Source organism: Planctomycetota bacterium (assembly GCA_016872555.1).
In the GTDB taxonomy this organism is placed as follows: domain Bacteria; phylum Planctomycetota; class Planctomycetia; order Pirellulales; family UBA1268; genus F1-20-MAGs016.
In genome coordinates this window covers 46,790-70,998 of the sequence record VGZO01000008.1, presented here as the reverse complement: position 1 = coordinate 70,998, position 24,209 = coordinate 46,790, and the positions used below count along the sequence as shown (strand labels likewise).

Below are 24,209 nucleotides of genomic sequence, written 5' to 3'. Positions count from 1 at the left end.
GTGCCCTTCCCTGTCGTGATCCGCCGAGTCGAACGACCCATGAACCGGACGGGACGATTGCCGCAACAGGGCTGGGTGGCGCTCGTCGCCGCGCTGGCGTTGACCGCGGCACGGGCCGCCGACGATCCGCTCGGGTATCCCGCGTCGGCAACCGACCCGACCGCTGCCGACGCCAGCGGGGAGGCCGATTCCGCCGCCGAGCCGTTCTCGATCCCCGACCAACTGCGGCCGCGCGGCGGCGTCGATCCGGCGCGGGCGCCGCCATTCGAGGACGGCGATCCCGAGCACCGCCTGTCGTGGTTCGAGGAGCCGTTCGGGCCGTCGCCGTGCGACCGCAACCTCGTCGATCCGGCATGGATGGGCCCGGGGGAATACGCCTACCACAAGAGTCCGGGGCAGTGCTGGTGCACACGCGACCACACGCGGATGTTCCGCATGGGCTACATGGGCACGCTCTGGTCGAGCATGGAGCTGCTCCTCTGGGCGACGTCCGCCGACTCCTTCCCGGCGCTGGCCACCGCCAGCCCGGCCGGCACGCCCCCTGCCACCGCCGGCATCCTCGGCCAGCCGGGCACCGCCACGCTGTTCGGCGGCGGCGACGCCCTGGGGACGATGCGCCCCGGCGGGAGGTTCACCGTCGGCGTCTGGTTCGACCCGCGCCAGCTCGACGGCATCGAGGCCAGCTATCTGGAATTGGCGCTGGCGCGCCACGGCGGCACCTGGGGCAACGCCTCCGGCGCGATCCTCGCCCGCCCGTACGTCGACGCCGTCACCGGGGCCAACGCCGCCGTCGTCGTCCCCGCGCCCGGCGCCTTCCCCGCCGACCCGGCGCTCCTTTCCCAGTCGATCCAGGTCGGCAGCACGAGCCTGTTCAACGGCGCCGAGGTCCTGCTGCGGCATTCGCTGGTCTGCGACCTGTTCCACCGCCGCTACCTCGTCGGCGGCTACCGCTACTTCGGCCTCATCGACCGGCTCGGCATCACGCAGACCAACGTCATTTCGACCGGCACGCCGGGGGGCTACCCGCAACTCTCGATCGGGAGCCGCGACCAATTCGACGTCGTCAACCAATTCCATGGCGGCGAGTTCGGCCTCATCGAGCGCTGGTGGCACCACCGCTGGGGCCTGATGGCAACCGGCAAGGTGGGCTTCGGCGGCACCGGGATCTCGAGCGCCGTCAGCGGCCTCACCCAGGGGACGCAGACGGTCCTCAACGCCGACGGCACGACGACCGCGACACTCGTGTCGAGCACTCCCGGCGGCGTCCTCGCGCAGCCGACCAACAGTGGCAACCGGTGGTCGAGCGCGTTTGCCGCGGTCGGCGAGGTCGGCGTCGCCCTCGACTACGCGCTGCTCCCGCAGCTCCGCTGCTCGGTGGGCTACACCTGCATCTGGTGGTCACAGGTCGCCCGCGCCGGGGCCCAGATCGACCCCACGGTCAACCCGACGCAATTCCCGCCGGGCACGCTCACCGGCCCTGCCGCCCCGGCGTTCGATCTGCAGACCACCGACTTTTGGGCCCAGGGCCTGACTCTCGGGCTCGAATACGTCTTTTGACGAGACACCATGGCCCGATCGACCGGCGCGGCGTCAGGTGCGCTGGAGCGACTCGACCGCGTTGATGTGGATGAGCGCGCAGATCACGCTCCGATCGTCGTCCGGGTAGTAGACGAGGACCTTCGTCTTCATCAGGAGCACGCACTCCGGATGACGGACCTCGTGGCTCTCGCCGTTCGACAGCCGGATCACGAACGGCTCGAACGGCTTCCGGTGGATGTACTCGCGGATCGTCTCGGCGTTCATCGAAGCACCTCGAGATAGGTCCCCGCCAGGCTTGTCAAACCTTGGCAGGCTGTGGGCTCTGCATGGACGGGCGTTCATCATATCTGGCTGGCTGCCCGGTTTCAATCGACCCTGCCCCGCCCGGCCCGGCCGCAGCTCGCCCGCGGACCAGCGTCACGTGGCGTCGATCTCGCGCACGCCTTTGCGCCCGCGCAGCTCCTCGACCGCGCCGCGGATCATCTCGCGCAGCTGGCGCGCCGTCGCGATCGGAATCGCGCGGATCACGAGCCGCGGCGTGGTGACGTCGGAGGCGACAACCTCAATGTCGCCGAGCGCGAACGGGCGGAGCCACCACGGCTCGGACAGCCGCGTGTCCTTCACCCGGTAGAGCTCGAGCTCCTCGGTGACGCGCGAGAAGACGCCGCTGGTGCGGCGGAGGCGTTCGTTGGTGAGCTCATAGCGGGTGCAGAGCACCACGCACAATCGCCACAGCGCGAAGATCACCGGCACGAACAACCAGCACAACGCGATCGCCAGGAAGAACCAGGGGAGGTTCAACACCTGCGACGGCCGGCCGCGCCACACGGGTGTCTCGCCGCCTCGCGGGGCAGCCGCCGTGGCCACCGGGAGCGGCGGCGGCCCGGGGGCAAACAGCCCACGCACGCTCCGCGCCGCGACCCACTCGGCGAGCCCCGGCTTCCAGACGAGATCGTCGGGGCCGAGCCGCCCGGCTGCGGCGAGCGCCTTGAGCTCGGCCGGTTCGACGGGGCCGGCGCGTGTGCCGTCGATCGCGTAGTGCCACTCTCGCGCCATGCCCGCGTTCCCCGCCCGCCGGCCCGCCGCGGGCCCGCCATCCTGTCGCGAGGATAGCAGGCCGCGGCCCGGCCAGCCGGGCGGGCACGCACGAAACCGATCAGGCCCCCGCGCGCCCAACGCCGGCTCACTCCCCGCGGAGCCGCCGGTATTCGTCTTCGGTGGCGTTGAGGAGATCCTCGTCGGCGACCACCTGCTCGAGGAACGGACGGCAGGGATAGCCGGTGGCGTGTTCCTCCTGGAGCGACCGGGCAAAGCCCCCCGCGTCGATGTCGGCGAACACCTCGCGCATCATCGTCGCCATCTGCTCGCGGTCGACGGCCAGTGCCCGCGTCATCCCACCGAACGCGGCGGCGTAGCCGTGGGCGCGCGTCGAGCGGAGGAAGCCGTCGGCCGCCATCTGCGCGAACGTCTCGCTCATCTCGCCGGAGAGATACATCTCGAGCAGCAGCCCCAGCGGCGGCAGCCCGGCCTCGATGCCGACGTGGAACGCCGACAGGACGGCGGCCCCGAGCCAGGGCCCGAGCGCCTGCTCGACGAACAGGTCGAGCAGCGCCTCGTCGCGGGCGGTCATCCCGAGGCCCCCGTGGCGCAGCGACCCGCAGGCGCTGGCCAGCGCCAACAGCCGCGGCCAGGCCCGGCCGCTGGCATCGCGCTCGACGCCGACGTAGCTCAAGTACCCGCGTCCCGACAGCGTGCGCTCGCGGATCGCGTCGCCCCCCATCCGCGGCGCGAATAGCGCCACGTCGATTCCCGCCGGCGGCGCTACGAGATCCCAGGCCAGGACGTAGCCCGAGGCGAAGACGAGCGTCGCCCCCGGCTCGAGCGCCGCCATCAGGCCGGGCATCAGTTCCGGCTGGGCCTCGTCGGGGAGCATCACCAGCGCCACGTCGGCGGCAGCCGCGGCGGCCGCGAGGCTCTGCGGCACGAAGCCGTCGGCGGCGGCCCGGGCGCTCGACGCGGCGTCGTCGCTGCCGACGACGATGCGGGCGGCGGCGGCCGCGGGCAGGGCATCGCGGAGGTTCAGCGCCAGCGGCCGGCCGAGGAGGCCGTAGCCGAGCAGGGCCACGGTGCAGTCGGCGAGAGCCCCGGGATCGGCGTCGGAATCACGGTACAGGCGGTGGCGACGCGGGGGTGCATTCACGGTGGGCCTCGCGGTAGGCATCGAGCAGCGGATCGACGAGCATGATGAACTCGCGCAGGCGCAGGGGATTCATGCCGCGGACGTGGATCTTCCCGGCGAGGAATGCCGCCCCGAGCGAGCGCCGTCCGAAGGCCGCATCCTCGAGCGTCGCCCTCGGCATCCGCACGACGAACGGCGGCGCGCCGCCGGGGGGGGCGACCTCGAGCCCCGTCGCGGTGGCGCGGAGATGGAGGCGGCCGTCGACGTCGGGGAACTCCCAGAGGATGTCGGGCATCGCGGCGGCGAGCTGCTCGCGCTGCCGGGGGGTGAGCCGGCCGTCGAGCAGCGCGATCATCCTCGCCAGGATGGCAGCGAACGACGGATCGGCAGTCGGGACGGAATCGCTCGGCATCGCGGGCCACCCGGGGAGCATCGGGCGGCCTGGCGGCGCGACCGAAACCGCGGCGAGCCTACCACAGCCGGTCATTTCCAGACGGCCTGCGGGCGCGGGATCGCCGCGGTACAGGCACAGTCACAGGCACAGGCCGCGCTGACCATGGCGGAGGAACCGCCGCTCAGCCGCCAGGTGACGCCACGGCCGCGAGGTGGCCGGTGTCGTTGAACGCCTCGAGCTGCGGACCGGGCCAGCGCAGCAGCGTGAGCGACGCATTGGCCAGCGCCGGCAGGCGGGTGAAGGGGCGCGTGACCGCTGCGGCCAGCAGCGCGTCGGCATTGCCCACCAAGCTCCCCAGCGCCGCGGTGAGCAGGCCGCCGTGGGCGACGACGACGATCGTCCGCGCCGGTCGCAGCGCGAGGCTCTCGAGCGCCGCCCGCCCCCGCGTTGCCAGCGCCCCGCGCGACTCGCCACCGGGGATCACGTAGTCGGGGTCACCGGCCTGCCACGCGGCCAACTCGGCGGGGAAGCGCACCGCGAGGTCGGCCCAGAGGTGGCCCTCGAAAATCCCGGCGTGCAGCTCGGCGAGCCGGTCGTCGACGGCGACGGGGAGCCCGAGCGCCGCGGCGATCACGTCCGCGGTCTGGCGAGCGCGCCGCAGAGGGCTCGACCAGACTTCGTCGATCGCGTCGGCGGCGACCAACCCTGCAGCCCAGGTGGCCACGGCGGCAGCCTGCCGTTCACCCAGCGACGACAGGGGCACCTGGGCCTGACCCTGCACACGCCCCGCGGCGTTGGAGACGCTCTCGCCGTGGCGCACCAGCACCTGCCGCATGGCGTCGCCGTCAGGCGGGCTCATGCTGCGCCGCCCAGACGGCCGCCTGGGTGCGGTCCTTGAGCCCCATCTTGCGGAGGATGTTTTGAACGTGCTCCTTGACCGTCTCGACACTGATCGCCAGCGACGAGGCGATCTCCTTGTTCGGCAGGCCGAGCGAGATGTGCCGCAGCACCTGCTGCTCGCGCGGCGTCAGCCGGCCGGAAGCCGGCCCCGTCGACTCGCGCGCATCGAGCTGGGCCAGGAACGCTGCGTAGCGGCTCCCCTTCCCTGGCGGCTTGCCGGCAGCGGCGTTCTTGATCGTCGTCACCAGCTCGTCGGCGGACAGCGACTCGAGGAGATAGTCGGTCGCCCCGGCGGCGTGGGCCCGGGCCATGTAGGTCGGATTGTCGACGGCCGACAACACGAGCAGCTTCGCATCGGGCACGGTCGACCGCAGCTTGCGGACGACGTCGAAGCTGTCGACGCCCGGAAGGATGGCGTCGATGAGGATCACCGTCGGCGACAGCTTCCGCGCCATCGAGACCGCGTCGCGGGCATGGTTCGCCTCGCCGATCACCTTGATACCGGAGCCCTCGAGCATCCTCAAAAGCCCCGCGCGGATGACGGGCTTGGGGTAGGCGACGAGCAGCGAGAGCGACTGGGCCATGGTGGTTTTCCGTGGGGAGGGGGAGACCCGGAGCCGGACGGGAGAGACGACCGCAGAATCACCGGGATCGTTGTCCCGAGCCCACGGGTCGGCGTCTCGCGGTCGGGACCGCCGTCAGGGGGAGACGATACGCTAACAATCGCTGATCGGCAGCGGGACGGCCATGCCCCTGGGATAGGATACGCTGTCGAAAGGGGTCGGTCGACCGGCTGGGTGGGTTTTGCGACAAAATACGGTCCGTTCACCACCCCCCATCGGAAGGAACACCTCCAAGGGGTTTAGTGATGCAATCGCGAGACAGTCTGGTGCGGTCAGTGGGGATGGCCCTCGGTCTGGCGCTCGCCGCGAGCACCGGGTTGTCCGGCGAGGTGCGGATCACCCCCGACATCGTCTACGGCCACAAGCACGGCCTGGCGATGACCTGCGACATGTTCCGGCCGGAGACGGATGCCAACGGCGCCGTGCTGCTGTTCATGGTCAGCGGCGGGTGGTACTCGGCCTGGATGCCCCCCGACCAGGCCCGGCCGATGTTCGCGCCGCTCACCGACAAGGGCTACACCGTGCTCGCCGTCCGCCACGGCAGCAGCCCGAAGTTCACGATCCCCGAGGCGGTCGACGACGTGCGCCGTGCGGTCCGCTTCGTGCGCCACAACGCCGCCCGGTTCGCGGTCGATCCGGAGCGGATCGGCGTCTTCGGGATGAGTGCCGGAGGACACCTGTCGCTGATGCTGGCGACGACCGGCGACGACGGCGACGAGTCGAGCGGTGATCCGGTGCTCCGCACCGGTGCCCGTGTCAGGGCGGCCTGTGCCTGGGTGGCACCGACCGACCTCCGCCACGTCGTCTGGAGCCATCCCGACCATCACAAACAGTACGAGCGTTTCCCCGCCCTCGACCTCGACCAGGCAGAGGCGGCGCGGATGTCGCCGTTGCTGGCCGTGTCGCGCGACGACGCCCCGGCGCTGTTGATCGCCGGCGGCCGCGACGAGCTGGTCCCGCCCGAGCATTCGCGGAAGATCCACGATGCCCTTGCCGCCCAGGGAGTCGCGTCGCGGTTGGTGGTCCTCGAACAGGCGGGGCACGGCTTCCAGGGGCAGGACCTGGCGACCGCCGTGACGGCGATGGTGTCGTGGTTCGACGACCATCTCGGCCCGGCTCCGGCACCACCCACCGCGGCACGAGAAACCCCCTGAAAGAGCCGTTCCGCCGTCGCCCCGGGCCGGCGCGGCCCGCGCGCCGGCGGGGGGCTATTCCGCGGCCCGCGCGGCCGCGTGCGACGGCCGTGGCGTCGGCTACACTTTTCCTCCACCCCTGCCGATCGGCGCCGCCGCCGTGAAGCAGTGCCGCGGCAGACACCGCCGAGGACCCGTCGCCCCCAGACCTGACCGGCGCTCCGCCGGCCGCAGCCCCCGAGGATGCCGATGACCGCAGAACCCTATCGCCGGATCGACGTGACGAAGGTTGGCAAGGTGGAGATCGCGAAGTTCAAGGACAAGAAGATCCTCGACGAGACGGCGCTCGACGAGATCAAGGTCGAGCTGCTGCGGCTGATCGCCGACCGCCCGGGGCTCGACCTGCTCCTCGACTTCGGCAACGTCGAGTTCATGTCGAGCGCCGCCCTCGGCCTCCTCGGCACGATCCACCGCAAGGTCGGCACGACGCTCAAGGGGCGGCTGAAGATGTGCAGCATCCATCCGCAGATCTACGAGGTCTTCAAGCTCACCAACCTCAACAAGCTGTTCGCGATCCACAAGGACGCGGCCGAGGCGATGGCGAAGTTCACCTGAGCGGCGGCGGTCGCGGCCCGTGGGTCGGGCCGGATCTCCGTCAGCCTTCCGCCCCCGGGACCTCGCCATGGCCTCCGCCGACTCCAGCCCTCCCCGCGCCCATCGGCCGGTCGACGTGGTGATTGCCGAGGACAGCAAGATCCAGGCCAAGCTCCTCGAGCGCCGGCTCACCGAGGCCGGCCATGCCGTGCGCTGGGGGGCCGATGGCGGCAAGGCCCTGGCGCTGGTCCGCGAGCGGCGGCCCGACATCATCATCTCCGACATCGAGATGCCGGAGATGACGGGCTACGAGCTCTGCAAGATCGTCAAGACCGATCCCGATCTGCGCACGATCCCGCTGATCCTCCTGTCGTCGCTCGGCGACCCGGTCGACATCATCCGCGGGCTCGACGCCGGGGCCGACAACTACGTCACCAAGCCCTACGAGCCGGAGTACCTCCTCGGCCGGATGGACTCGCTGCTCGCCTCCCCGCTGGCGGCCGCCGATGCGACGGCCGGCAACGAGATGGAGGTCACCGTCGCCGGCCAGACCTTCAAGGTCAACGCCGGGAGGCAGCAGGTCCTCAACCTGCTGGTGTCGGTGTTCGAGAACGCCGTCACCAAGAACAAGGAGCTGATCTCGACCAACCAGTCGCTGTCGGTGGCACGCGACCAGCTCCAGAAAGCCAACACCGAGCTGGTCGCCGTCAACGAGCAGATCGAGCGCAGCAACCGACGGATGACGCGCGACCTGCACGCCGCCGCCAAGGTCCAGCAGTCGCTCCTCCCCCAGGCCGCGCTCGACATGCCGGCGACCGCGTCGGCCTGGCGCTACGTGCCGTGCAACGAGCTGGCCGGCGACTTCCTCAACATCTTCGCGCTCGACGACGAGCACGTCGGGATGTTCGTCGTCGACGTCAGCGGCCACGGTGTGCCCAGCTCGCTGCTGGCGGTGACCGTCGGGGCGTTCCTCACGCCGCGCGTCTCCGACACGTCGCTCCTCCTGCGTCCGTCGCCCGACGGCGGCAAGCCGCTGGTGGCGGCCCCGGCCGAGGTGGTGACCCAGCTCAACAACCTGTTCCAGGCCGACAACCAGGCCGGGCTGTACTTCACGATCGTGTACGGCATCCTCCACGTGCCCAGCGGCAAGCTGCGCTTCGTGTCGGGGGGCCACCCGCCCCTGCTCCACGTCCCGAAGACCGGGGCGCTCAAGCTGTTCGAGGTGGAGAGCTTCCCCGTCGGGTTCGTGCCCGACGTCGAGTTCGCCGAGGAGACGCTCCAGCTCGCCCCGGGCGACCGCGTGATCCTCTACTCCGACGGCGTGCCGGAGGCGATGGACGAGAAGCTCGAGCAGATGGGCAACGAGCGGATGACGGCGCTGGTCGAGTCGCTCCGCGGCGACTCGGTCGACGTTAACGTCGTGCGCCTGCTCGAGAGCGTGCAGGCCTGGTGCCAGCCGAAGGGGCCGCTCGACGACGTCTCGATCCTGTGCCTGGAGTGGGCGGGCCCGGCGGCGGGGTGATGGGAACCAAGGCCCCAACACAAGCAGACCGGCTCACGCCCCGATCATATGAGAAAACACTCGCCGCACGTCGTTTTTCTCATATGATCGGGGCATGGGTGAACTGGAAGATTTCATCGATCAGCAGCGTCTGAACGGCCGGGCTTTCTTCACGAAGCCCGCGGCACTGGCGGCACTTCGGCAATCACCCAAGGCCTTGCAGGCGGCGGCTTCACGGCTGGCCAAAAAGGGCCGCCTCGTGTCCCCCCGCCGAGGCTTTTATTTGATTCTACGGCCCGAGGATCGCCTCCTCGGCGCCCCCGATCCAGCCCGTTGGATCGACCCGCTGATGGCGCATCTTGGGCTCGACTATCGGGTGTCGCTGCTGAGGGCCGCAGCCTTCCATGGCGCCGCCCACCAAGCCGCCATGGTCTTTCAGGTGATTTCGCCGCGGCAGCTTCCGCTCATCGTGATCGGCCGGCATCGGATCGAGTTCCTCTACCAGACGGCCGAGGCCTTCGCGCGAACGAACCAGCCCGCGTGGCTCGATCGCCTCAAGACCGACGCGGGGTTTGCCAAGGTCGCCGGCCTCGAACTGACGCTGCTCGACATGTGCGGCTATTTCCACCGCGCGGGAGGGCTCAATGCCGCGGCCCAGGCCGTGCACGATCTTGGAGACAAGGCCCGCGGCAGCGTTCTCGCCGCCGCAGCCAAGGCCTACGACAACACGGCGGTGCGCAGGCTCGGATACCTTCTCGAGCATTTCGGGTACACCCGTCAATCTCGATCTCTCGCGCAGTATGCCGAGCAGGCGAAGTCATTCACGCTGCTCGACCCGTCGCTCAAGCCGGCAGCACGACCGTTGGCCGCTTGCGAAGAGCGGAACAAGCCCTGGAAACTCACGATCAATAGTGACGTCGAGATCGACGCATGATCCCACGGGCGTACATCCAACACTGGACCGCTGCCGCGCCGTGGCCCGATCTCCGACAGGTCGAACAGGATCTGGTCATTTCCCGCGCCCTGTGCGATCTCTTCGCCAGCAGAGCAATCCGCGATCGGATCGCATTTCGCGGCGGAACTGCGCTTCACAAACTCCTGTTCGCGAAGCCGCTGCGTTATTCCGAGGATATCGACCTCGTGCAGACTCGAGCGGAGGCGATCGGGCCGGTGATCGACGGAGTTCAAGATGCACTCTCGTGGCTTGGGCGAGGAAAGCGGATTCAAGGCCAGCGCTCGACCGCGCTCATCTTCAGATTCACTCCCGAGGAGACCAGCGACCAGCCGCTCAAGCTCAAGATCGAGATCAACACCCGGGAACACCAGAGCCGGCATGGGCTTCTCGCCTATCCTTACGCAGTCGAAAGCGACTGGCACCGCGGGCGGGTCGAGATCATGTCGTACGACCGGGAGGAATTGCTCGCCACAAAACTGCGGGCCCTCCTGCAGCGGAACAAGAATCGCGATTTGTTCGACCTCAACGAGGCGCTGCTGCTGCCAGGGCTCGACCACGACCGGTTGATCGACTGTTTTCGGCACTACCTGGAACTGGAAGGACATCCAATCACCCGGGCCATCAGCGAGGAGCGGATGCTGCAGAAGCTCAACCGGAGCCTGACGGAAGACGTTGCTCCGCTGCTGCCAGCAGGGGTGATTTTTGACGAGGAGACGGCGATCGCGGCGTTTGGTCGAGTGTGGCGGCAACTCATCACCCGCATGCCGGGAGAGCCCTGGAAATCCTCGTCGGCGGTCATAGCCACGATCCGGGCGAACAAGATCCCCACGCTGCTCGACGGGATCGAGGACGCCGCAGCCTCGTGAGCGGATTCTGCTGCCCAAAGTTTCTGGGCCCCTTCCCCCGGGCCCAATCCAATCAGGATGCGGGCTTCGGGCAGGCCTGGTGCACGGCGGTGCTGCGGCACAAGGGATGCTCTGAACGCGCCTGCAGCCATGCTAAAAAAATCATAAACCTCCGTCATCAAGGGCTTTAGCAGTTATTGAGCCCTTCGGAGGACCCCAGGAAATTCGCAGACACCAAGTGTCTAGATCAGAATTGCGAGCTCGGGTCATGAGAAACAGCCTGAAAAAAGACCCGAGTTTTCACAGCTGCAACTCGAGTTGTTGACGGATCGACTCGGGTCGATATTTTGAACTCGAAGCGACGCCCGAGCCGCTTTGGCGAGGGGGCGCAGTCACAACTGAGGGTTGTTCAAATGGAATCTTCTGAATCGATCGATCGACTGAATACCACCGAGGGGCACATCGTCGCGGGAGTCTCCCTCGACACCCACCGGTTTCTGGGCCGGATGAAGGCCGCCCAGTTGATGCAGGTGGCGCAGGATCCTCGGCGGACCGAGGACGAGAAGCAGGTCGCGGCGGACGCCTCGCTCAGTGAGACCCGCAAGATCCGCGAGATGGTGCAGCGGTTGTTTGAGGGGGCGAAGGAGCGGAACGTCGGGCCCTACGCCGACTACCTCGTCGCCGTCCACAACGGTCAGAACGGGATGGCGCCGCCGATCATCCTGTTCACCAAGGAGAAGTTGAAGTGGACCAACTCTCCAGACGCCGGGGGCCAGATCCAGATCCCGTACGGAACCATGCTCATCGCCATCGATGGCGAGACGCAGTTGGCCGCCCGGTTTGAGGCGGCGAGCATGGATCCGTCCACGCAGGCCGCGTCAGTCCCGGTGATGATCTGTCACGGGCTCGACCTGACCTGGGCTCGTCAGGTCTTTCATGACCTGAACATGTGCGGCGTTCGGCCGAACGCCGCCGTGGGTATCTCGATGGACGCCCGGGATCCGGCAACGGGCATTGCCAGGACTCTCGAGCAGGAGGTCCCGTTCTTCAAGGACAGGGTCAACACCGTGCGGCGGCAACTGCGGAGGTCGGATAGGCATGTCGTCACGATTACGGCGCTCCGCGGTGCCTGCGTCACGCTTGCCGAGGGCATTGGCGGCGTGAAGCACGGGGCCAAGCCGGTCGCCGTGGCGGGAGATCTGAAGCACCTCACCGAGGTTGCGAAGGAGTGGTTCGGAGCCGTGGCCGAGGCGATCAGGCCAGCCATGGAGTTGAGGGATCAGTCGGTGGCCTCCGCGCCGGCGGTGCTGGCGGCCATCGGGGCGATGGGGCATTCCCTCGTCAACCTTCCGAACCGGCAGCAGGAGATGAAGCGACTGATCGACGAGCTGAAGTCGGTCGATTGGGATAAGGGCGAGCACTGGAACGGCATCGCCGGCAAGCTGAGCCCGAGCGGCAAGCTGTCGATCGGAGGCTCCAAGGAGACGGCGTATGCCGTTTACCGGGCCCTTACTGATCCCACTCAGCCCAACTATCAGCGGATCCGGGCCGGCGCTCTCGTGACCGCTTGAGGGCGCCCTTGCCCGCGGTCACGGAGCGGCGGCAGGCTGCTTGGGGGCCTGCCGCCGCTCCGGCCGGGAACACCCAAATCGAGGCCCACCCAGCGTTCATCGTCATATCGCCGCAACTCTTCCCTTCGATCACGCCGCTGCTAACTTGCGCTTTTCATAGAAGGGCACGTTGATTCGGCAACAAAGTGCCGCTGTTCCTAAACGCAGCCCGCCGTCCGAAGGCCCCTGATTCAGTCAATTCGATGGTTTTCCTGCCCCCCCGCCAGAGCAAGGAGTGCGTCTTCGGGCCGCCCGACTTCCTCGATCTCGGCAGCCGTGGGGTCGTCGATGTTGTCTCCCGACTCGGTTACCCTCGCGGGCTCGATCCAATGGATGGCGAGGGTCGTCCACGACCATTCCAGGCAGCATCCGATACTGGGGGCGCTGGCCCAAAAGTCGCCGGGCTCGGCTACCGCGCCGGCTTCGGGCGGTAATAGCCGCAGCCGGCCCCCTGGAGGCGCTCGAAGGTGTCGCACACCCCGAGCAGCGTCTCGGCGCCGCCGATGAACAGGCTGCCGTCGGGGCGGACGACGGAGCGCATCTGGTCGAGGATCCGCACGCGCGTCGGGATGTCGAAGTAGATGAGGACGTTGCGGAGGAAGACGATGTCGCAGGCCGGGATCCCCTGCCATGGCGCGGCGAGGTTGAACTGGCGGAACTCGACCAGCTTGCGGCAGTCCTGCGCGATGCTCCACCGCCCCAGCAGCGGCACGAAGTATTTCTGCCGGTAGTCATCGGGCAGGCCGCGCGCCATCTCGAGCGTGCCGTAGCTCCCCGTCCGCGCCTGTTCGAGGACGACGTCGGAGATGTCGGTGGCGAGGATCCGCACGCGCCACCCGGCGAGCAGCGGGCGGAAGTGCTCCTCGAGGAGCATCGCCAGGCTGTACGCCTCCTGCCCCGTCGAGGCGGCGGCCGACCAGATCGTCAGGTGCCGCGACACGGCGCGGCGCGCGAGCAGGTCGGGGAGGATCTTCCGCACCGTCTCGAACGGCGCGCGGTCGCGGAAGAACGACGTCTCGTGGGTCATCATCGCGTTGAGGATGTCGCGCTCGAGGGCCGTGTCGCCCCCCTGCCGCAGCCGCCCGACCAGGGCGTCGAGGCCGCCGCACCCGTGGCGCTTCACCACCGGAAGCAGCCGGGCCTCGACGAGATAGCCCTTCGACGGATCGAGGACCACGCCACTGCGCCGGCGGAGGAACTCACGGATGCAGGCGAAGTCGGCGGCACTCACCATGGCGTGTTGCTTTCCGCCACGGCCGTCACCGCGCCCGCCGCGACACGCGCAGCGCTACCTCGGCGCCGAGCTGCCCGAGGGGAAGCACGGCGTCGGCGAGCCCGGCACGGGCGACGTGGCCGGGCATGCCCCAGATCGTGCTCGTGAATTCGTCCTGGACGATCACGGCGCCGCCCGCGGCGACGATCGCCCGCGCGCCCTCGAGCCCGTCGCGCCCCATGCCGGTGAGGACGACGCCGAGCGTGCCCGCCCCCCAGACGGCCGCGGCCGTGCGGAACAGCGGATCGGCCGCCGGCCGGCAGGCGTTCTCCGGCGGCTCGTCGGACAGCTCCGCGACCACGCCGCCGTCGCCGCGCGCGACTTTCATGTGGCGCCCGCCGGGGGCGAGGAGGACGCGGCCGGGGGCGAGGGCCTCGCCGTGGAGCGCTTCGCGGACGTCGATCCCGCAGATCCGGGCCAGCCGCTCCGCCAACTGCGCCGTGAACAGCGGCGGCATGTGCTGGACGACGAGCACCGGCACCGGGACATTCCGCACGAACCCGGGGAGGAACCCGGCCAGCGCGTTGGGGCCGCCGGTCGAGACGGCGACGACGACCGCCGCCACCGGTTCGCGCGCCGCCCGCCGGGCAGGGGCCGCGGGGGCCGCCGCGGCCGCCACCGGCGCGGCGCCGGCCGTGCGGGGCACGAGCTGGCGGATCCGTGGCACGAGCTCCTCACGGATCCGCGCGGCGACGGCGTCGGCCGACGTCTCCTTCGGCTTGGCGACGTAGTCGTTGGCCCCGGCGAGGAGCGCGTCGATCGCCGCCTTCGCGCCGCGCTCGGTGAGGCTCGAGAACATCACCACCGGGAGCTTGGGATGCAGGGCGCGCAGCTCCCTGAGCGTCGTGATCCCGTCCATCACCGGCATCTCGACGTCGAGGAGGACCAGGTCGGGGGGATCGGCGGCGATCCGCGAGAGCGCCTGCCGCCCGTCGGCCGCCGTCCCGGCGACGGCGATTCCCGGCTCGGTGGCGAGCGTCGCCGAGAGCACGCTCCGGATCACCGCCGAGTCGTCGACGACGAGCACGCGGATCGGCGCGGCGGGTGCCACGACGCGCCGCCCGACACCGAGGCCGAGGATCACCTCGTGGAGGGCCGCGGCGGTGAACGGCTTGGCGACGAACCGGTCGGCCCCGGCCTCGAGCGCCGCGGCGACGCGCCCCGGATTCTGCTCCCCAGACACCATCACCAGCTTGAGCGAGCGCCAGGCCGGCTCGCGCCGCAGGCGGGTGATCAATTCGATGCCGTCCATCTCCGGCATGTGGAGATTGACGGTCACGACGTCGGGCCGGGCGATCCGGGTGAGGAGGTCGAGGGCCTCGCGGCCGTTGGCCGCCTCGTGGCACTCCAGATCGAGGGCCGCCAGCGCCCGCGCGAGGATCGTCCGGGCGGGCTTGGAGTCGTCGACGATCAGCGCGTTCACGGCGTCACCCCGCGTGGGGAGGGACCGCTTCCAGTATGCCCGCCTGCCCCGCGCCGCCAACCGCCCCCCGGTTGCCGGCGATCAGGAGCGGTATTCCTCCACGAGCTTCGCCAGATCGTGGGCCAGCCGGGCGAGCTCCTGCGACGAGACCTGGGTGTTGGCGGCGCCCTCGGCCGTGCTCTGCGCCGCGTGGGCGACCTGGCCGATGTTCTGCGCGATCTCGGTCGAGCCGGTCGTCGCCTCGCCGATGTTGCGGCCGATCTCGGCGGTCGTCACCGACTGCTCCTCGACCGCCTGGGCGATCTTCGTCTGCAAGGCGTCGATCTTCTCGATCACCGCCACGATCTCGGCGATCGCCCCGACCGCCCGGCTCGTGTCGGCCTGCATCGCCTCGATCCGGCCGGCGATGTCCTCGGTGGCCTTGGCGGTCTCGCGCGCCAGTTCCTTGACCTCGTTGGCGACGACGGCGAATCCCTTGCCCGCCTCGCCGGCGCGCGCCGCCTCGATCGTGGCGTTGAGCGCCAGGAGGTTGGTCTGCTCGGCGATCGAGTTGATCACCTTGACGACCTGGCCGATCTGGGCGCTGGAACTGCCCAGCTCGTCCATCGTCCGGCTCGTGGCCCGGGCCATGTCGACCGACTGGCGGGCGACGGCGGCGGCGTCCTGGGCGCTCTTGGCGATGTCGTAGATGTTGGCGACGAGGCTCTCGACCGACGTCGAGACGGTCTTCGTGCTGCTGCTGACCTGCTCGGCGGCGGCCGACACGAGGTTCGCCTGCGCCGTGGTCTCCTCGGCCGCGGCGCTCATCTGCTGGCTGACGCTCGTCAGCTCCTCCGAGGCGCTGGCGAGGGTGTGGGTGTTGCCCTTGATGCCGTCGACGAGCGCCGCCTGGCGACGCGCCGCCCGGGTGAAGCGGCCCGCGATCTGCGCCGACAGCCAGACCACGCCGAGCGTCGTGAGGCCGAAGATCAGCTGCGACAGCCAGCGCAGGCGCCGCATCGGCGCATCGGTCTCGGCGGCGTCGATCTCGGAGACGACCGCCCAGGTGACGTCGGCGTCGCCGGGGCCGTTGCCCTGGTGGATCCGGGCCGGCCCCCAGCTCGACAGCACCGGCTGCCCACGGTAGTCGGCCGTCGGGCCGGTGCCGCTGCCGTTCCGCTCGAAGACGTCGCGGACCGGAACGGTGTCGACCTTGAACCGGGGATTGCAGATCGTCGTCTTCACCGTCTCGCCGACCTGCTGACCGAGCTCGTCGAGGAACCGCGAATCGGTGCGGAACAGGTGGTCGGAACCGACGGCGTAGGTCTCGCCCGTCCGCCCCATGCCGAGCGTCTCGCCGACGACGTCGTTGATCCGGTTGAGCGGGAGCTGGAAGGCGATGACGCCGACGACCTTGCGGCCGTCGACGATCGGCGCGGCGAGGAATCCGGCCGGCTTGTCGTACGACGGCTGGTAGGGACCGAAGTTGCCGAACGAGACCACTCCGGCGCGGCCGGCAGCGGCCGCCTGGCGGAACACCTTGCCGAGATTGGTCTCGGCGAACGCCCCGCCGCGCAGCGAGGTGGCGAAGTCGACCTCCTTGAAGACGCTGTACACGACGTCGCCCGTCTCGGCATCGACGAGGAAGATGTCGTAGAGACCGAAGCGATCGAGGATGCCGCGGAGCACCGGGTGGTGGCGGGCATGGGCTTGGGTGTAGGCCGAGTCGTCGGCGGCGGCGTCGAGCGTGTCCTTCTCGCCGACCGGATGCTCGTTGCGGCGGATGTACAGGTCCTGGAGCCGCACGCCGGCGTCGCCGAGCAGCCTTGTCAGCCCCTCTAACGCCTGACGGCCGCCACTTTCCTCGCGGTAGCGCGGTGCGAACTCGGCGGCATACCAGGCGTCGAGATCGGCCCGGGTCCGCGCGAGGTCGGCGGCGGTCTCCGCACCCGGCGTTCCGAGATCGCGGAATCCGGCACCGAGATCGCGGAGGGCTTCGAGCGAAGACGGATCTTCCGCGAGCACGGCGATCTGGTCGTGGAGGCCGGTGAAGTAGCGCTCCACCTGCTTGACGGTGATCGAGCGCACGACCTCGAGCTTCTGCCGCGACGACGCGTCGAGCGTGTCGCTCGACAGCCAGTGGGTGGCGATCCCGGTCAGCGCCAGGGGCAGCAGCGACATCGCCAGCAGCGCCACCAGCAGCGGGTTGCCGAGGAAACGCCCGATCCGCCCGACCCACGAACCGGCCGCGCGGGAATCCGCCATCGCGTTCATCGCCCTTTCCTTTCCGCGGCCGAAACCGCGATCGCCGCCACGAGCCGCGCCGTGTCGAGCAGGTGCACCAATCCGAACCGCGCCGGCCAGACTCCCTCGATCGCATCCTGCCCCGGCCGGTCGGCCGTGGTGGCCGGTTCGATCGCGGCCAGCGGGATCTCGACCACGTCGGCGAGACGATCGACGAGCAGGCTGAACGCCTCGTCGTCGACCTCGACGACGACGAACGTCCCGGCCGAGTCAGTGTCCGCCGCGCTGCCGGCCAGCCCGAGGCGGATCCGCATGTCGATCACCGGCACGATCCGGCCGCGGAGGTTGAGCAGCCCGCGCACGGCCGGATGGGCCAGCGGCACCGGGGTCGTCTTCTGGCTGCGGAGGACCTCGTGGATCCGTGCCGCGTCGATCGCGAACCAGCGCCCCGACACCTGGAACGCGCAGACCCGCAGCGTTGGTCCCTCGGCGCCGATGGTGACGGTGGCGGGGGCGATCATCGCGCACCTCCGCGGGACAGCAGGCGCGGCGCCGGCGCCGCCAGCGCCCGGCCGACGTCGACGACCTCGATCGCCCGGCCGTCGATGACGACGGTGCCGAGCAGACCGGCCGCGGCCAGGGACGGATCGAGCGGCTGCGTCGGCTCGACCACCTCGAGGATCCGGCGCACACGCAGGCCGACGTCACCCCGGCCGGGGGCGACGATCACCGCGGTCACGGCACCGCCGACCGGCTCGGCCGAACCCTCGACGACGGCGTCGACGTCGGCCAGCGGCAGCAGCTGCCCCTCGCGGTGGGCGACGAGCCGCCCGGCGGCCTCCTCGAGCCGCTCGCGGGGGAAGGTTTCGAGCCGCTGCACGTCTTCGAGCGGCACAGCCATCCGCCGACCGCGCTGCGTCTCGCAGACGAGGTACCGGGGGCGGGCGGTCGCGGCCGGCGCGACCGGCGCCTCGTCGGCGGGCGGCCGCGACGCGATCCGCGCCACCTGGGCCACGCCGCGCGGGTCGACGATCAACACCACGTCGCCGTCGCCGAGAACGGTCGCGCCGGCGTACACGCCCAGCGCCACCAGGGCCCGCGCGATCGGCTTGACGACGATGTCCTCCGCCAACGCCACGCCGTCGACGACGAGACCGAATTCCTGCGAATCGACGCGGAGCACGATCACCGTGCCCGCCGGCGCCGCGGTGGCGCCGGCGTCGAGACCGAGCAGGCCGCGGAGGAAGACCAGCGGCAGGAGCCGGTCGCGGAGCCGAGTCACCGGCGCGCCGTCGAGCCCCTCGATCACCGCCGCCGAACGCGAGCCCCCCAGCGCGATCAGCTCGCGGACCGCCCCCTGCGGGATCGCGAACCGCTGCCCGGCGGCATGGACGATCAGCGCCGGCATGATCGCCAGCGTGAGCGGGATCCGGACGCGGAACGTCGTGCCGAGGCCGGGGCGGCTGTCGAGCTCGACCGTGCCGCCGATCGCCTCGATGTTGGTGCGGACGACGTCCATGCCGACGCCACGACCGGAGATCGCCGTCACCGTCGCGGCGGTCGAGAACCCCGGCTCGAAGATGAACTGGAACACGCGGTCGTCGGGCAACAGCGCCGCCTGCTCGGCGCTGACCAGCCCCCGGGCGATCGCCTTCTCGCGGACCGCCTCGACGCGGATCCCGCCGCCGTCGTCGGTGATCTCGATCGTCACCTGTCCGCTCTCGTGGAAGGCGCGAAGGGCGAGCGTGCCGGTGGCCGGCTTGCCGCGCTCGATGCGCACGCTCGGCGGCTCGATGCCGTGGTCGACGGCGTTGCGGAGGAGGTGGGTGAGCGGATCGCGGATCGTCTCGATGAGCGACCGGTCGAGCTCGGTGTCGGCGCCCTGGATCGTGAGCTGCACTTCCTTGCCACAGCCGACGGCCAGGTCGCGGACGACGCGCGGAAACTTGTTGAACACCTGGTCGATCGGCTGCATCCGCGTCTTCAGCGCGGCCGTCTGCAGGGCGCCAGTCACGGTGTCGATCCGGTGGGCGACCTTGAGCAGCTCGGCGTCCTCGCTGCCGCGCGTGCTCGACAGGCGCCGGACGGTCGCCTGGAGCTGGTTGCGGGCCAGGACGAGCTCGCCGACGAGGTCGACGAGCGCCCCGAGCAGGCCGACGTCGACGCGGATCGCCGATTCGCTGACCGGCGCCGCCGTCGGCCGCGTGCCGGCGGTGGCTTTGGCAGCTGGCGCGGCCGCCGCAGGGGGAGGCGGTGGGGCCGCCACCGGCGGGGCGGACACGGCCGGCGCGACCTCGGCCACCGGCTCCACGACCGCGCTGGTCGCCGGTACGGCCGCAGGGGCGGGCGTGGCAGCAGGGGCGATCGCGGCAGCGGGCGTGGCTGCCGGGGCGGGTTCCGGCGGTGGCGGCGGCGCCGCACCCGGCGGCGTGAGCCGCGTGACGACGATGTCGCCGCCGCTCCGCGCCCGGGCCGCGGCGGCCTCCTCGGCGAGCGTCGCCAGTGACTGCGAGAGGTCGCGGTAGTCGCCGTCCCCCTCGCCGCCGGTGCGCTCGATCGTGCCGAGGATCACCCGCACGGTGTCGACGAAGCTCAACAGCGCCCCGGTGACGCGCTCGTCGAGGTCGATCGACCCGTCGCGGAGCCGGCCGAGGAGGTGTTCGCCGCTGTGGGCGATCGCCCCGAGCTTGACGAACCCGAGGAACCCGCAGATCCCCTTGATGTTGTGGACGGTGCGGAAGATGCTCGACAGCCGCTGGGCGTCGCGCGGGTTGTCTTCGAGGGCGACGAGGTCGCGGTCGAGCTGGTCGAGGCTCTCCGTCGACTCGATGAGGAACTCCTTGAGCAGTTCGGCGTCAACGCTCATCGGCTCACGGCCCTTCCGCCCCACGCGATCCCCGCACGATCCCCGCTGGTCGAATATAGCCCGCGACCGGCAGCGCCACCCGCCGCCGGAGCCGCCACCGGCACCGGGCGCGGTGCGTGCCGCAGCATGACCGGCGCCACCGCTCCGACCGCACCCCGGCCTCCGCGAGATTCGCGCCCACGCTCGAGTGATGAAGCGCGGCCGACCGGTCGCTACGATGAAGTGAACGCCCTTTTCCCGCCGGAGATCCGCCATGCCCCGCGCCGCGCACCCGAGACTGCCTTCGATCCTGCTGTTGGTCGGTCTGGTGGTGACGGCGCTGGCGACCGCGTCGTCGTCGGCCCAGGAGGGGGGCCCCGACCTGCTGCCCACGCTCGGCTCGATCGAGCGCCTCGACCCGCGCTTCGACGCGCTGGTGCCCAAGGACGCGAAGATCGAGGTCCTCGCCAGCGGCTTCGTCTGGGCCGAGGGACCGGTGTGGGTCAAGGCGGAGGGGCACCTGCTGTTTTCCGACATCCCCAACAACCGCGTCCACAAGTGGAAGCCGGGGCAGGGACTGAGCGTGTTCCTCGAGCCGGCCGGGTTCACCGGGCCGGGCGCCTACGGCAGCGAGCGTGGCAGCAACGGCCTCACGCTCGACCGCCAGGGGTTGCTGATCTCGTGTGAGCACGGCGACCGGCGCGTCAGCCGGCTGACACCCGGTGGCGGCAAGCGCACCGTGGCCGACAACCATGGCGGCAAGCGCTTCAACAGCCCCAACGACTGCGCCGTCCACTCGTCGGGGGCGATCTACTTCACCGATCCCCCCTACGGCCTCCCCGGCGGCTACGACGACCCGCGCCGTGAGCTCGACTTCTGCGGGGTCTACCGCGTCACACCCGACGGCGCCGTGACGCTGTTGTGCGACACGATGACGCGCCCCAACGGGATCGCCTTCTCCCCCGACGAGAAGAAGCTGTACGTCGCCCAGTCCGACCCGGCGGCGCCGATCTGGAAGGTGTTCGCCGTCCAGGCCGACGGCACGCTCGACGCGGGCAAGACGTTCTTCGACGGCACGGCGCTGTTCCAGAAGCGGAAGAAGGGGCTCCCCGACGGCCTCAAGGTCGACACCGCCGGCAACCTGTTTGCCACCGGGCCCGGCGGCGTGCTCGTGATCGCCCCGGACGGGACCCACCTCGGCACGATCCTCACGGGGCAGGCGACGGCCAACTGCGCGTTCGGCGACGACGGCTCGACGCTGTATGTCACCGCCGATTCGCACCTCTGCCGCGTCCGGTTGGCGACGAAGGGGCCGCTGCCGGGACCGTGACCGGGGCGGCAGGAGGGACGAAGCGATGGACATGTTCGCCGAACTCGAACGGCTCACCGCCCTCCACCGCTCGGGGGCGATCACGACCGAGGAATTCGTCGCCGCCAAGGAGCGGCTCCTTCCGCGCGCCTCGCCGCTCGACAGGAGCTTCGCCGACGACCTCGCCGCAGGGCGGAGTGCCGATGCCGAAGGCGATCCCTCCGCGGCGCCCGAGGCACTCACCCGGTTCTGGGCGATCCTCCTCCACCTCTCGCAGTTCGCCGGCTACCTGATCCCGTTGGCCGGGTTCGTCGTCCCGTTCGTGATCTGGCAGGTGAAGAAGGATTCCCTGCCCGACATCGACCGGCACGGCCGCGCCGTGGCCAACTGGATCATCAGCTGGGTGCTCTACGGATTCCTGGCGTTCATCCTCAGCTTCTTCCTGATCGGCATCCCGCTGATGCTGCTCCTCGGACTGGTCGGGATCGCCTGGCCGATCGTCGGCGCGATCAAAGCCGCCGACGGCAAGGTCTGGAAATACCCGATCTCGATCCCGTTTTTCTGACTTCACCGTGGACAAAGCCATCCATGGCCCATTCCGGCCGCGGGACGGCCGGCGCAACCAGTCCACTCGGGTGACCGCGGGAAACGCCAAGGGTTTCCCGGGTCACCTGCCGCCGCCTCCTGCGGCGGACCACCGCTTCCATCGCCAACTCGTCGTCCGTGGACAAAGCCATCCATGGCGTCAGCCGTGGCGCGGCCACTCGAAGAGGCGGACGCGATTCCCGTCGGGGTCGCTGACGACCAGTTCGCGGAACCCCTCGGCGTGCGCGGTCGGAGGAGGGGCGGCGGTGCCCGCCTCCTCGAGCCGGGCCCGCGCGGCGTCGAGATCGTGGACCTCGAACGCCAGGCTCCAGCGGCGGCTGTCGGGGGGGGCGTCGGCCCGCGCCAGCAGCGCCAGCCGCGCGGTGCCGGCGGCGACGAGCGCATAGCCCTCGTCGAGGCCGCGCATCAGGACCCGTAATCCCAGGGCGTGGCGGTACCACGCCACGAGCTCTGCCCAGCGGGCGGTGCGGATCTCGACACAGAACAGCGCCACCGTCTCGGGCTGGAGGGATGTCATCGGAGGCTCCGGCAGCGGGAGGTGGGAGGTCCCTGGCGGCTGGCACGGCGCCGGCTGCCGGGAAGTGTCGCACCGCCGGCGGGGGCGGGAAAGGAGCGCGACCGCCGGCCAGTGGGAAACAGCCGAGAAAACCGCCGCGCCGACTGCCCTTCTCCAAATCGGCACCGATCCCGACAATCGCCGCCGTCCCTCCCCTGCGCGACCCGCCATGCCCCCGCCCCCTTCACCCTTCGGCCACGACTCCGACTCGGGCGGCGTCGCCGCCGCGCTCGAGAAGGCGCGCCGCGACAAGCTCGCCCGGATCGCCGCCCTCGGCCACGACCCGTGGGGCCGCCGCTTCGACGGCGCGACACCGATCGCCACGGTCCGCGCCGCCGGCGAGCCGCTCCGCCGCCCGGCCGGAGAGCCGCCGGCCGACGACGGACCTGCGGTGCGCGTGGCGGGGCGGATCATGCTCCAGCGCAGCGCCGGGAGCCTGGTGTTCCTCGATCTCGCCGACCGCAGCGGCCGGATCCAGGTGATGATCGGCAAGAAGCAGGTCGGCCCCGAGGCCTGGCAGTTGGCCGACTGCCTCGACCTCGGCGACCTCGTCGGCATCGACGGCCGGCTCGGCTGGTCGAAGACCGGCGAGATGACGATCTTCGCCTCGGCCCTGGCGTTTCTCGGCAAGTCGCTGGAGACGCCCCCCGACAAATACCACGGCCTCGTCGATCCCGAGCAGAAGCAGCGCCAGCGGTACCTCGACCTGATCCACGGCGAGGGTGTGCGCGAGCGCTTCATGGCCCGCAGCCGGATCGTCGCCGCCGTCCGCCAGACGCTCACCGAACGCGGCTACCTCGAGGTCGAGGGGCCGACGCTCCAGGAATCGGCCGGCGGCGCCGCGGCCCGGCCGTTCTCCACGCACCACAACGCGCTCGACATGGCGCTCGTGCTACGGATCGCGCTGGAGCTGCACCTCAAGCGGCTCCTCGTCGGCGGGCTGGAGCGGGTCTTCGAACTCGGCCGCGTCTACCGCAACGAAGGGGTCAGCCCGCGCCACAACCCCGAGTTCACGATGCTCGAGGCCTACGAGGCCTACGGCGACTACACGACGATGATGGACCTCACCGAGGCGATCGTCGCCGCCGCGGCGGCCGCCGCCGGCACGCCGCCGGTGGTCCGGTGGATGGGGCGCGACGTCGATCTCGCCCGGCCGTTCCGCCGGGTGCGCTACGACGACCTCCTCGCCGAGGTGGTCGGCTGCGATCCGGCCGACCCCGGGGCGCTGGCTGCCGCCGCCGCCGCGCGCGGCATCGAGACCACCGGCCGCCACCCCGACGTCATCAAGAGCGACCTGTTCGAGGCCACCTGCGAGCAGTCGCTCGTGGCGCCGACGTTCGTGATCGACTACCCGGCGGCGATCTGCCCGCTCACCAAGCGGAAAGCGGGCCGGCCGGAGATCGCCGAGCGCTTCGAGCTGTACGTCGCGGGGATGGAGCTGGCCAACGCCTACACCGAGCTCAACGACCCCGACCTCCAGGAGGAGCTGTTCCGCACGCAGCTCGCCGGCCTGCCGGCCGAGGAGTCGATGGCGCGGATGGACCACGATTTCCTCCGCGCCCTGCGCCACGGCATGCCTCCGGCCGGGGGCCTCGGCATCGGCATCGACCGGCTGGTGATGCTGCTGACGGAGTCGTCGTCGATCCGCGACGTGATCCTGTTCCCGCTGCTGCGCCCCGTCGGCGACTGACCGCTCCGCCA

Annotated in this window: 22 protein-coding genes; 10 read left to right on the top strand and 12 right to left on the bottom strand. The window is 70.5% G+C overall.

The features are described from left to right. Positions 1 to 39: 39 nt before the first annotated feature. Positions 40 to 1,557: a hypothetical protein gene (locus FJ309_04405; protein MBM3953848.1), complete on the top strand. Its 1,518-nt coding sequence runs from the start codon at positions 40 to 42 to the stop codon at positions 1,555 to 1,557. A gap of 33 nt (positions 1,558 to 1,590) precedes the next feature. Here FJ309_04405 and FJ309_04400 read toward each other — a convergent pair whose 3' ends face one another. From FJ309_04400 to FJ309_04375, 6 genes are all read right to left on the bottom strand, one after another. Then, positions 1,591 to 1,803: a hypothetical protein gene (locus FJ309_04400; GenBank protein MBM3953847.1), complete on the bottom strand. Its 213-nt coding sequence runs from the start codon at positions 1,801 to 1,803 to the stop codon at positions 1,591 to 1,593. A 153-nt stretch (positions 1,804 to 1,956) separates the two neighbouring features. Further along, positions 1,957 to 2,595: a DUF4339 domain-containing protein gene (locus tag FJ309_04395; GenBank protein ID MBM3953846.1), complete on the bottom strand. Its 639-nt coding sequence runs from the start codon at positions 2,593 to 2,595 to the stop codon at positions 1,957 to 1,959. A 127-nt stretch (positions 2,596 to 2,722) separates the two neighbouring features. After that, positions 2,723 to 3,760 carry a ketol-acid reductoisomerase gene (locus tag FJ309_04390; protein ID MBM3953845.1) on the bottom strand — a complete coding sequence of 346 codons (1,038 nt, stop codon included), beginning with the start codon at positions 3,758 to 3,760 and terminating at the stop codon, positions 2,723 to 2,725. Then, the gene (locus FJ309_04385; protein ID MBM3953844.1) at positions 3,702 to 4,130 is read right to left on the bottom strand and encodes a hypothetical protein; all 429 of its coding nucleotides are present in this window, start codon (positions 4,128 to 4,130) and stop codon (positions 3,702 to 3,704) included. Before FJ309_04385 ends, FJ309_04390 begins: the two co-directional genes overlap by 59 nt. Positions 4,131 to 4,293: 163 nt before the next feature. Continuing rightward, positions 4,294 to 4,971, bottom strand: coding sequence for a histidine phosphatase family protein (locus FJ309_04380; GenBank protein ID MBM3953843.1), 678 nt, complete (start codon positions 4,969 to 4,971; stop codon positions 4,294 to 4,296). Then, on the bottom strand, positions 4,958 to 5,596 hold the full coding sequence (locus FJ309_04375) for a response regulator transcription factor (protein ID MBM3953842.1): 639 nt from the start codon (positions 5,594 to 5,596) through the stop codon (positions 4,958 to 4,960). Before FJ309_04375 ends, FJ309_04380 begins: the two co-directional genes overlap by 14 nt. A 284-nt stretch (positions 5,597 to 5,880) precedes the next feature. On the opposite strand from FJ309_04375, the gene FJ309_04370 reads away from it, so the two are divergent. The 6 genes from FJ309_04370 to FJ309_04345 all read left to right on the top strand — a co-directional run bounded on the left by FJ309_04370 (position 5,881) and on the right by FJ309_04345 (position 12,234). Continuing rightward, the gene (locus tag FJ309_04370; GenBank protein MBM3953841.1) at positions 5,881 to 6,789 is read left to right on the top strand and encodes an alpha/beta hydrolase; all 909 of its coding nucleotides are present in this window, start codon (positions 5,881 to 5,883) and stop codon (positions 6,787 to 6,789) included. Positions 6,790 to 7,017: 228 nt separating this feature from the next. Next, entirely contained in the window at positions 7,018 to 7,383 is a 366-nt protein-coding gene (locus tag FJ309_04365) for an STAS domain-containing protein (GenBank protein MBM3953840.1), read from the top strand. Positions 7,384 to 7,450: 67 nt separating this feature from the next. Next, the gene (locus FJ309_04360; protein MBM3953839.1) at positions 7,451 to 8,884 is read left to right on the top strand and encodes a fused response regulator/phosphatase; all 1,434 of its coding nucleotides are present in this window, start codon (positions 7,451 to 7,453) and stop codon (positions 8,882 to 8,884) included. A 94-nt stretch (positions 8,885 to 8,978) separates the two neighbouring features. Further along, the gene (locus FJ309_04355; GenBank protein MBM3953838.1) at positions 8,979 to 9,797 is read left to right on the top strand and encodes a hypothetical protein; all 819 of its coding nucleotides are present in this window, start codon (positions 8,979 to 8,981) and stop codon (positions 9,795 to 9,797) included. Continuing rightward, positions 9,794 to 10,684 (top strand): nucleotidyl transferase AbiEii/AbiGii toxin family protein, encoded by an 891-nt coding sequence (locus FJ309_04350; GenBank protein ID MBM3953837.1) that lies wholly within the window; start codon positions 9,794 to 9,796, stop codon positions 10,682 to 10,684. Before FJ309_04355 ends, FJ309_04350 begins: the two co-directional genes overlap by 4 nt. 392 nt (positions 10,685 to 11,076) lie before the next feature. Further along, positions 11,077 to 12,234 (top strand): DGQHR domain-containing protein, encoded by a 1,158-nt coding sequence (locus FJ309_04345; protein ID MBM3953836.1) that lies wholly within the window; start codon positions 11,077 to 11,079, stop codon positions 12,232 to 12,234. A gap of 448 nt (positions 12,235 to 12,682) precedes the next feature. Here the strand turns inward: FJ309_04345 and FJ309_04340 are convergent, their stop codons facing one another. From FJ309_04340 to FJ309_04320, 5 genes are all read right to left on the bottom strand, one after another. Then, positions 12,683 to 13,507: a protein-glutamate O-methyltransferase CheR gene (locus FJ309_04340; protein ID MBM3953835.1), complete on the bottom strand. Its 825-nt coding sequence runs from the start codon at positions 13,505 to 13,507 to the stop codon at positions 12,683 to 12,685. Between the two features lie 25 nt (positions 13,508 to 13,532). Continuing rightward, the gene (gene cheB / locus FJ309_04335; GenBank protein ID MBM3953834.1) at positions 13,533 to 15,029 is read right to left on the bottom strand and encodes a chemotaxis-specific protein-glutamate methyltransferase CheB; all 1,497 of its coding nucleotides are present in this window, start codon (positions 15,027 to 15,029) and stop codon (positions 13,533 to 13,535) included. 21 nt (positions 15,030 to 15,050) lie between these two features. Beyond that, the gene (locus tag FJ309_04330; protein MBM3953833.1) at positions 15,051 to 16,292 is read right to left on the bottom strand and encodes a hypothetical protein; all 1,242 of its coding nucleotides are present in this window, start codon (positions 16,290 to 16,292) and stop codon (positions 15,051 to 15,053) included. A gap of 926 nt (positions 16,293 to 17,218) precedes the next feature. Then, on the bottom strand, positions 17,219 to 17,713 hold the full coding sequence (locus FJ309_04325; GenBank protein ID MBM3953832.1) for a purine-binding chemotaxis protein CheW: 495 nt from the start codon (positions 17,711 to 17,713) through the stop codon (positions 17,219 to 17,221). Next, entirely contained in the window at positions 17,710 to 20,313 is a 2,604-nt protein-coding gene (locus tag FJ309_04320) for a chemotaxis protein CheA (protein ID MBM3953831.1), read from the bottom strand. Before FJ309_04320 ends, FJ309_04325 begins: the two co-directional genes overlap by 4 nt. Between FJ309_04320 and FJ309_04315 the strand changes: the two genes are divergently transcribed. Beyond that, the gene (locus FJ309_04315; GenBank protein MBM3953830.1) at positions 20,312 to 21,367 is read left to right on the top strand and encodes an SMP-30/gluconolactonase/LRE family protein; all 1,056 of its coding nucleotides are present in this window, start codon (positions 20,312 to 20,314) and stop codon (positions 21,365 to 21,367) included. The genes FJ309_04320 and FJ309_04315 overlap by 2 nt on opposite strands. Positions 21,368 to 21,398: 31 nt before the next feature. After that, on the top strand, positions 21,399 to 21,911 hold the full coding sequence (locus FJ309_04310) for a DUF4870 domain-containing protein (GenBank protein MBM3953829.1): 513 nt from the start codon (positions 21,399 to 21,401) through the stop codon (positions 21,909 to 21,911). Positions 21,912 to 22,091: 180 nt separating this feature from the next. On the opposite strand, the gene FJ309_04305 is transcribed toward FJ309_04310, so the two are convergent. Then, the gene (locus FJ309_04305; protein MBM3953828.1) at positions 22,092 to 22,679 is read right to left on the bottom strand and encodes a VOC family protein; all 588 of its coding nucleotides are present in this window, start codon (positions 22,677 to 22,679) and stop codon (positions 22,092 to 22,094) included. On the opposite strand from FJ309_04305, the gene lysS reads away from it, so the two are divergent. Beyond that, the gene (gene lysS / locus FJ309_04300; protein ID MBM3953827.1) at positions 22,678 to 24,198 is read left to right on the top strand and encodes a lysine--tRNA ligase; all 1,521 of its coding nucleotides are present in this window, start codon (positions 22,678 to 22,680) and stop codon (positions 24,196 to 24,198) included. The genes FJ309_04305 and lysS overlap by 2 nt on opposite strands. Positions 24,199 to 24,209: the final 11 nt, after the last annotated feature.

Coding starts and splice junctions, on each gene's coding strand:
- FJ309_04395 (MBM3953846.1), bottom strand. CDS start 2,595: ATGGCGCGAGAGTGGCACTACGCGATCGACGGCACACGCGCCGGCCCC.
- FJ309_04400 (MBM3953847.1), bottom strand. CDS start 1,803: ATGAACGCCGAGACGATCCGCGAGTACATCCACCGGAAGCCGTTCGAG.
- FJ309_04310 (MBM3953829.1), top strand. CDS start 21,399: ATGTTCGCCGAACTCGAACGGCTCACCGCCCTCCACCGCTCGGGGGCG.
- FJ309_04325 (MBM3953832.1), bottom strand. CDS start 17,713: ATGATCGCCCCCGCCACCGTCACCATCGGCGCCGAGGGACCAACGCTG.
- FJ309_04380 (MBM3953843.1), bottom strand. CDS start 4,971: ATGAGCCCGCCTGACGGCGACGCCATGCGGCAGGTGCTGGTGCGCCAC.
- FJ309_04375 (MBM3953842.1), bottom strand. CDS start 5,596: ATGGCCCAGTCGCTCTCGCTGCTCGTCGCCTACCCCAAGCCCGTCATC.
- FJ309_04350 (MBM3953837.1), top strand. CDS start 9,794: ATGATCCCACGGGCGTACATCCAACACTGGACCGCTGCCGCGCCGTGG.
- FJ309_04385 (MBM3953844.1), bottom strand. CDS start 4,130: ATGCCGAGCGATTCCGTCCCGACTGCCGATCCGTCGTTCGCTGCCATC.
- FJ309_04365 (MBM3953840.1), top strand. CDS start 7,018: ATGACCGCAGAACCCTATCGCCGGATCGACGTGACGAAGGTTGGCAAG.
- FJ309_04355 (MBM3953838.1), top strand. CDS start 8,979: ATGGGTGAACTGGAAGATTTCATCGATCAGCAGCGTCTGAACGGCCGG.
- FJ309_04405 (MBM3953848.1), top strand. CDS start 40: ATGAACCGGACGGGACGATTGCCGCAACAGGGCTGGGTGGCGCTCGTC.
- FJ309_04330 (MBM3953833.1), bottom strand. CDS start 16,292: ATGGGGCGGACGGGCGAGACCTACGCCGTCGGTTCCGACCACCTGTTC.
- FJ309_04320 (MBM3953831.1), bottom strand. CDS start 20,313: ATGGCGGATCTCCGGCGGGAAAAGGGCGTTCACTTCATCGTAGCGACC.
- FJ309_04390 (MBM3953845.1), bottom strand. CDS start 3,760: ATGCCTACCGCGAGGCCCACCGTGAATGCACCCCCGCGTCGCCACCGC.
- lysS (MBM3953827.1), top strand. CDS start 22,678: ATGCCCCCGCCCCCTTCACCCTTCGGCCACGACTCCGACTCGGGCGGC.
- FJ309_04305 (MBM3953828.1), bottom strand. CDS start 22,679: ATGGCGGGTCGCGCAGGGGAGGGACGGCGGCGATTGTCGGGATCGGTG.
- FJ309_04340 (MBM3953835.1), bottom strand. CDS start 13,507: ATGGTGAGTGCCGCCGACTTCGCCTGCATCCGTGAGTTCCTCCGCCGG.
- FJ309_04315 (MBM3953830.1), top strand. CDS start 20,312: ATGCCCCGCGCCGCGCACCCGAGACTGCCTTCGATCCTGCTGTTGGTC.
- FJ309_04345 (MBM3953836.1), top strand. CDS start 11,077: ATGGAATCTTCTGAATCGATCGATCGACTGAATACCACCGAGGGGCAC.
- FJ309_04370 (MBM3953841.1), top strand. CDS start 5,881: ATGCAATCGCGAGACAGTCTGGTGCGGTCAGTGGGGATGGCCCTCGGT.
- FJ309_04360 (MBM3953839.1), top strand. CDS start 7,451: ATGGCCTCCGCCGACTCCAGCCCTCCCCGCGCCCATCGGCCGGTCGAC.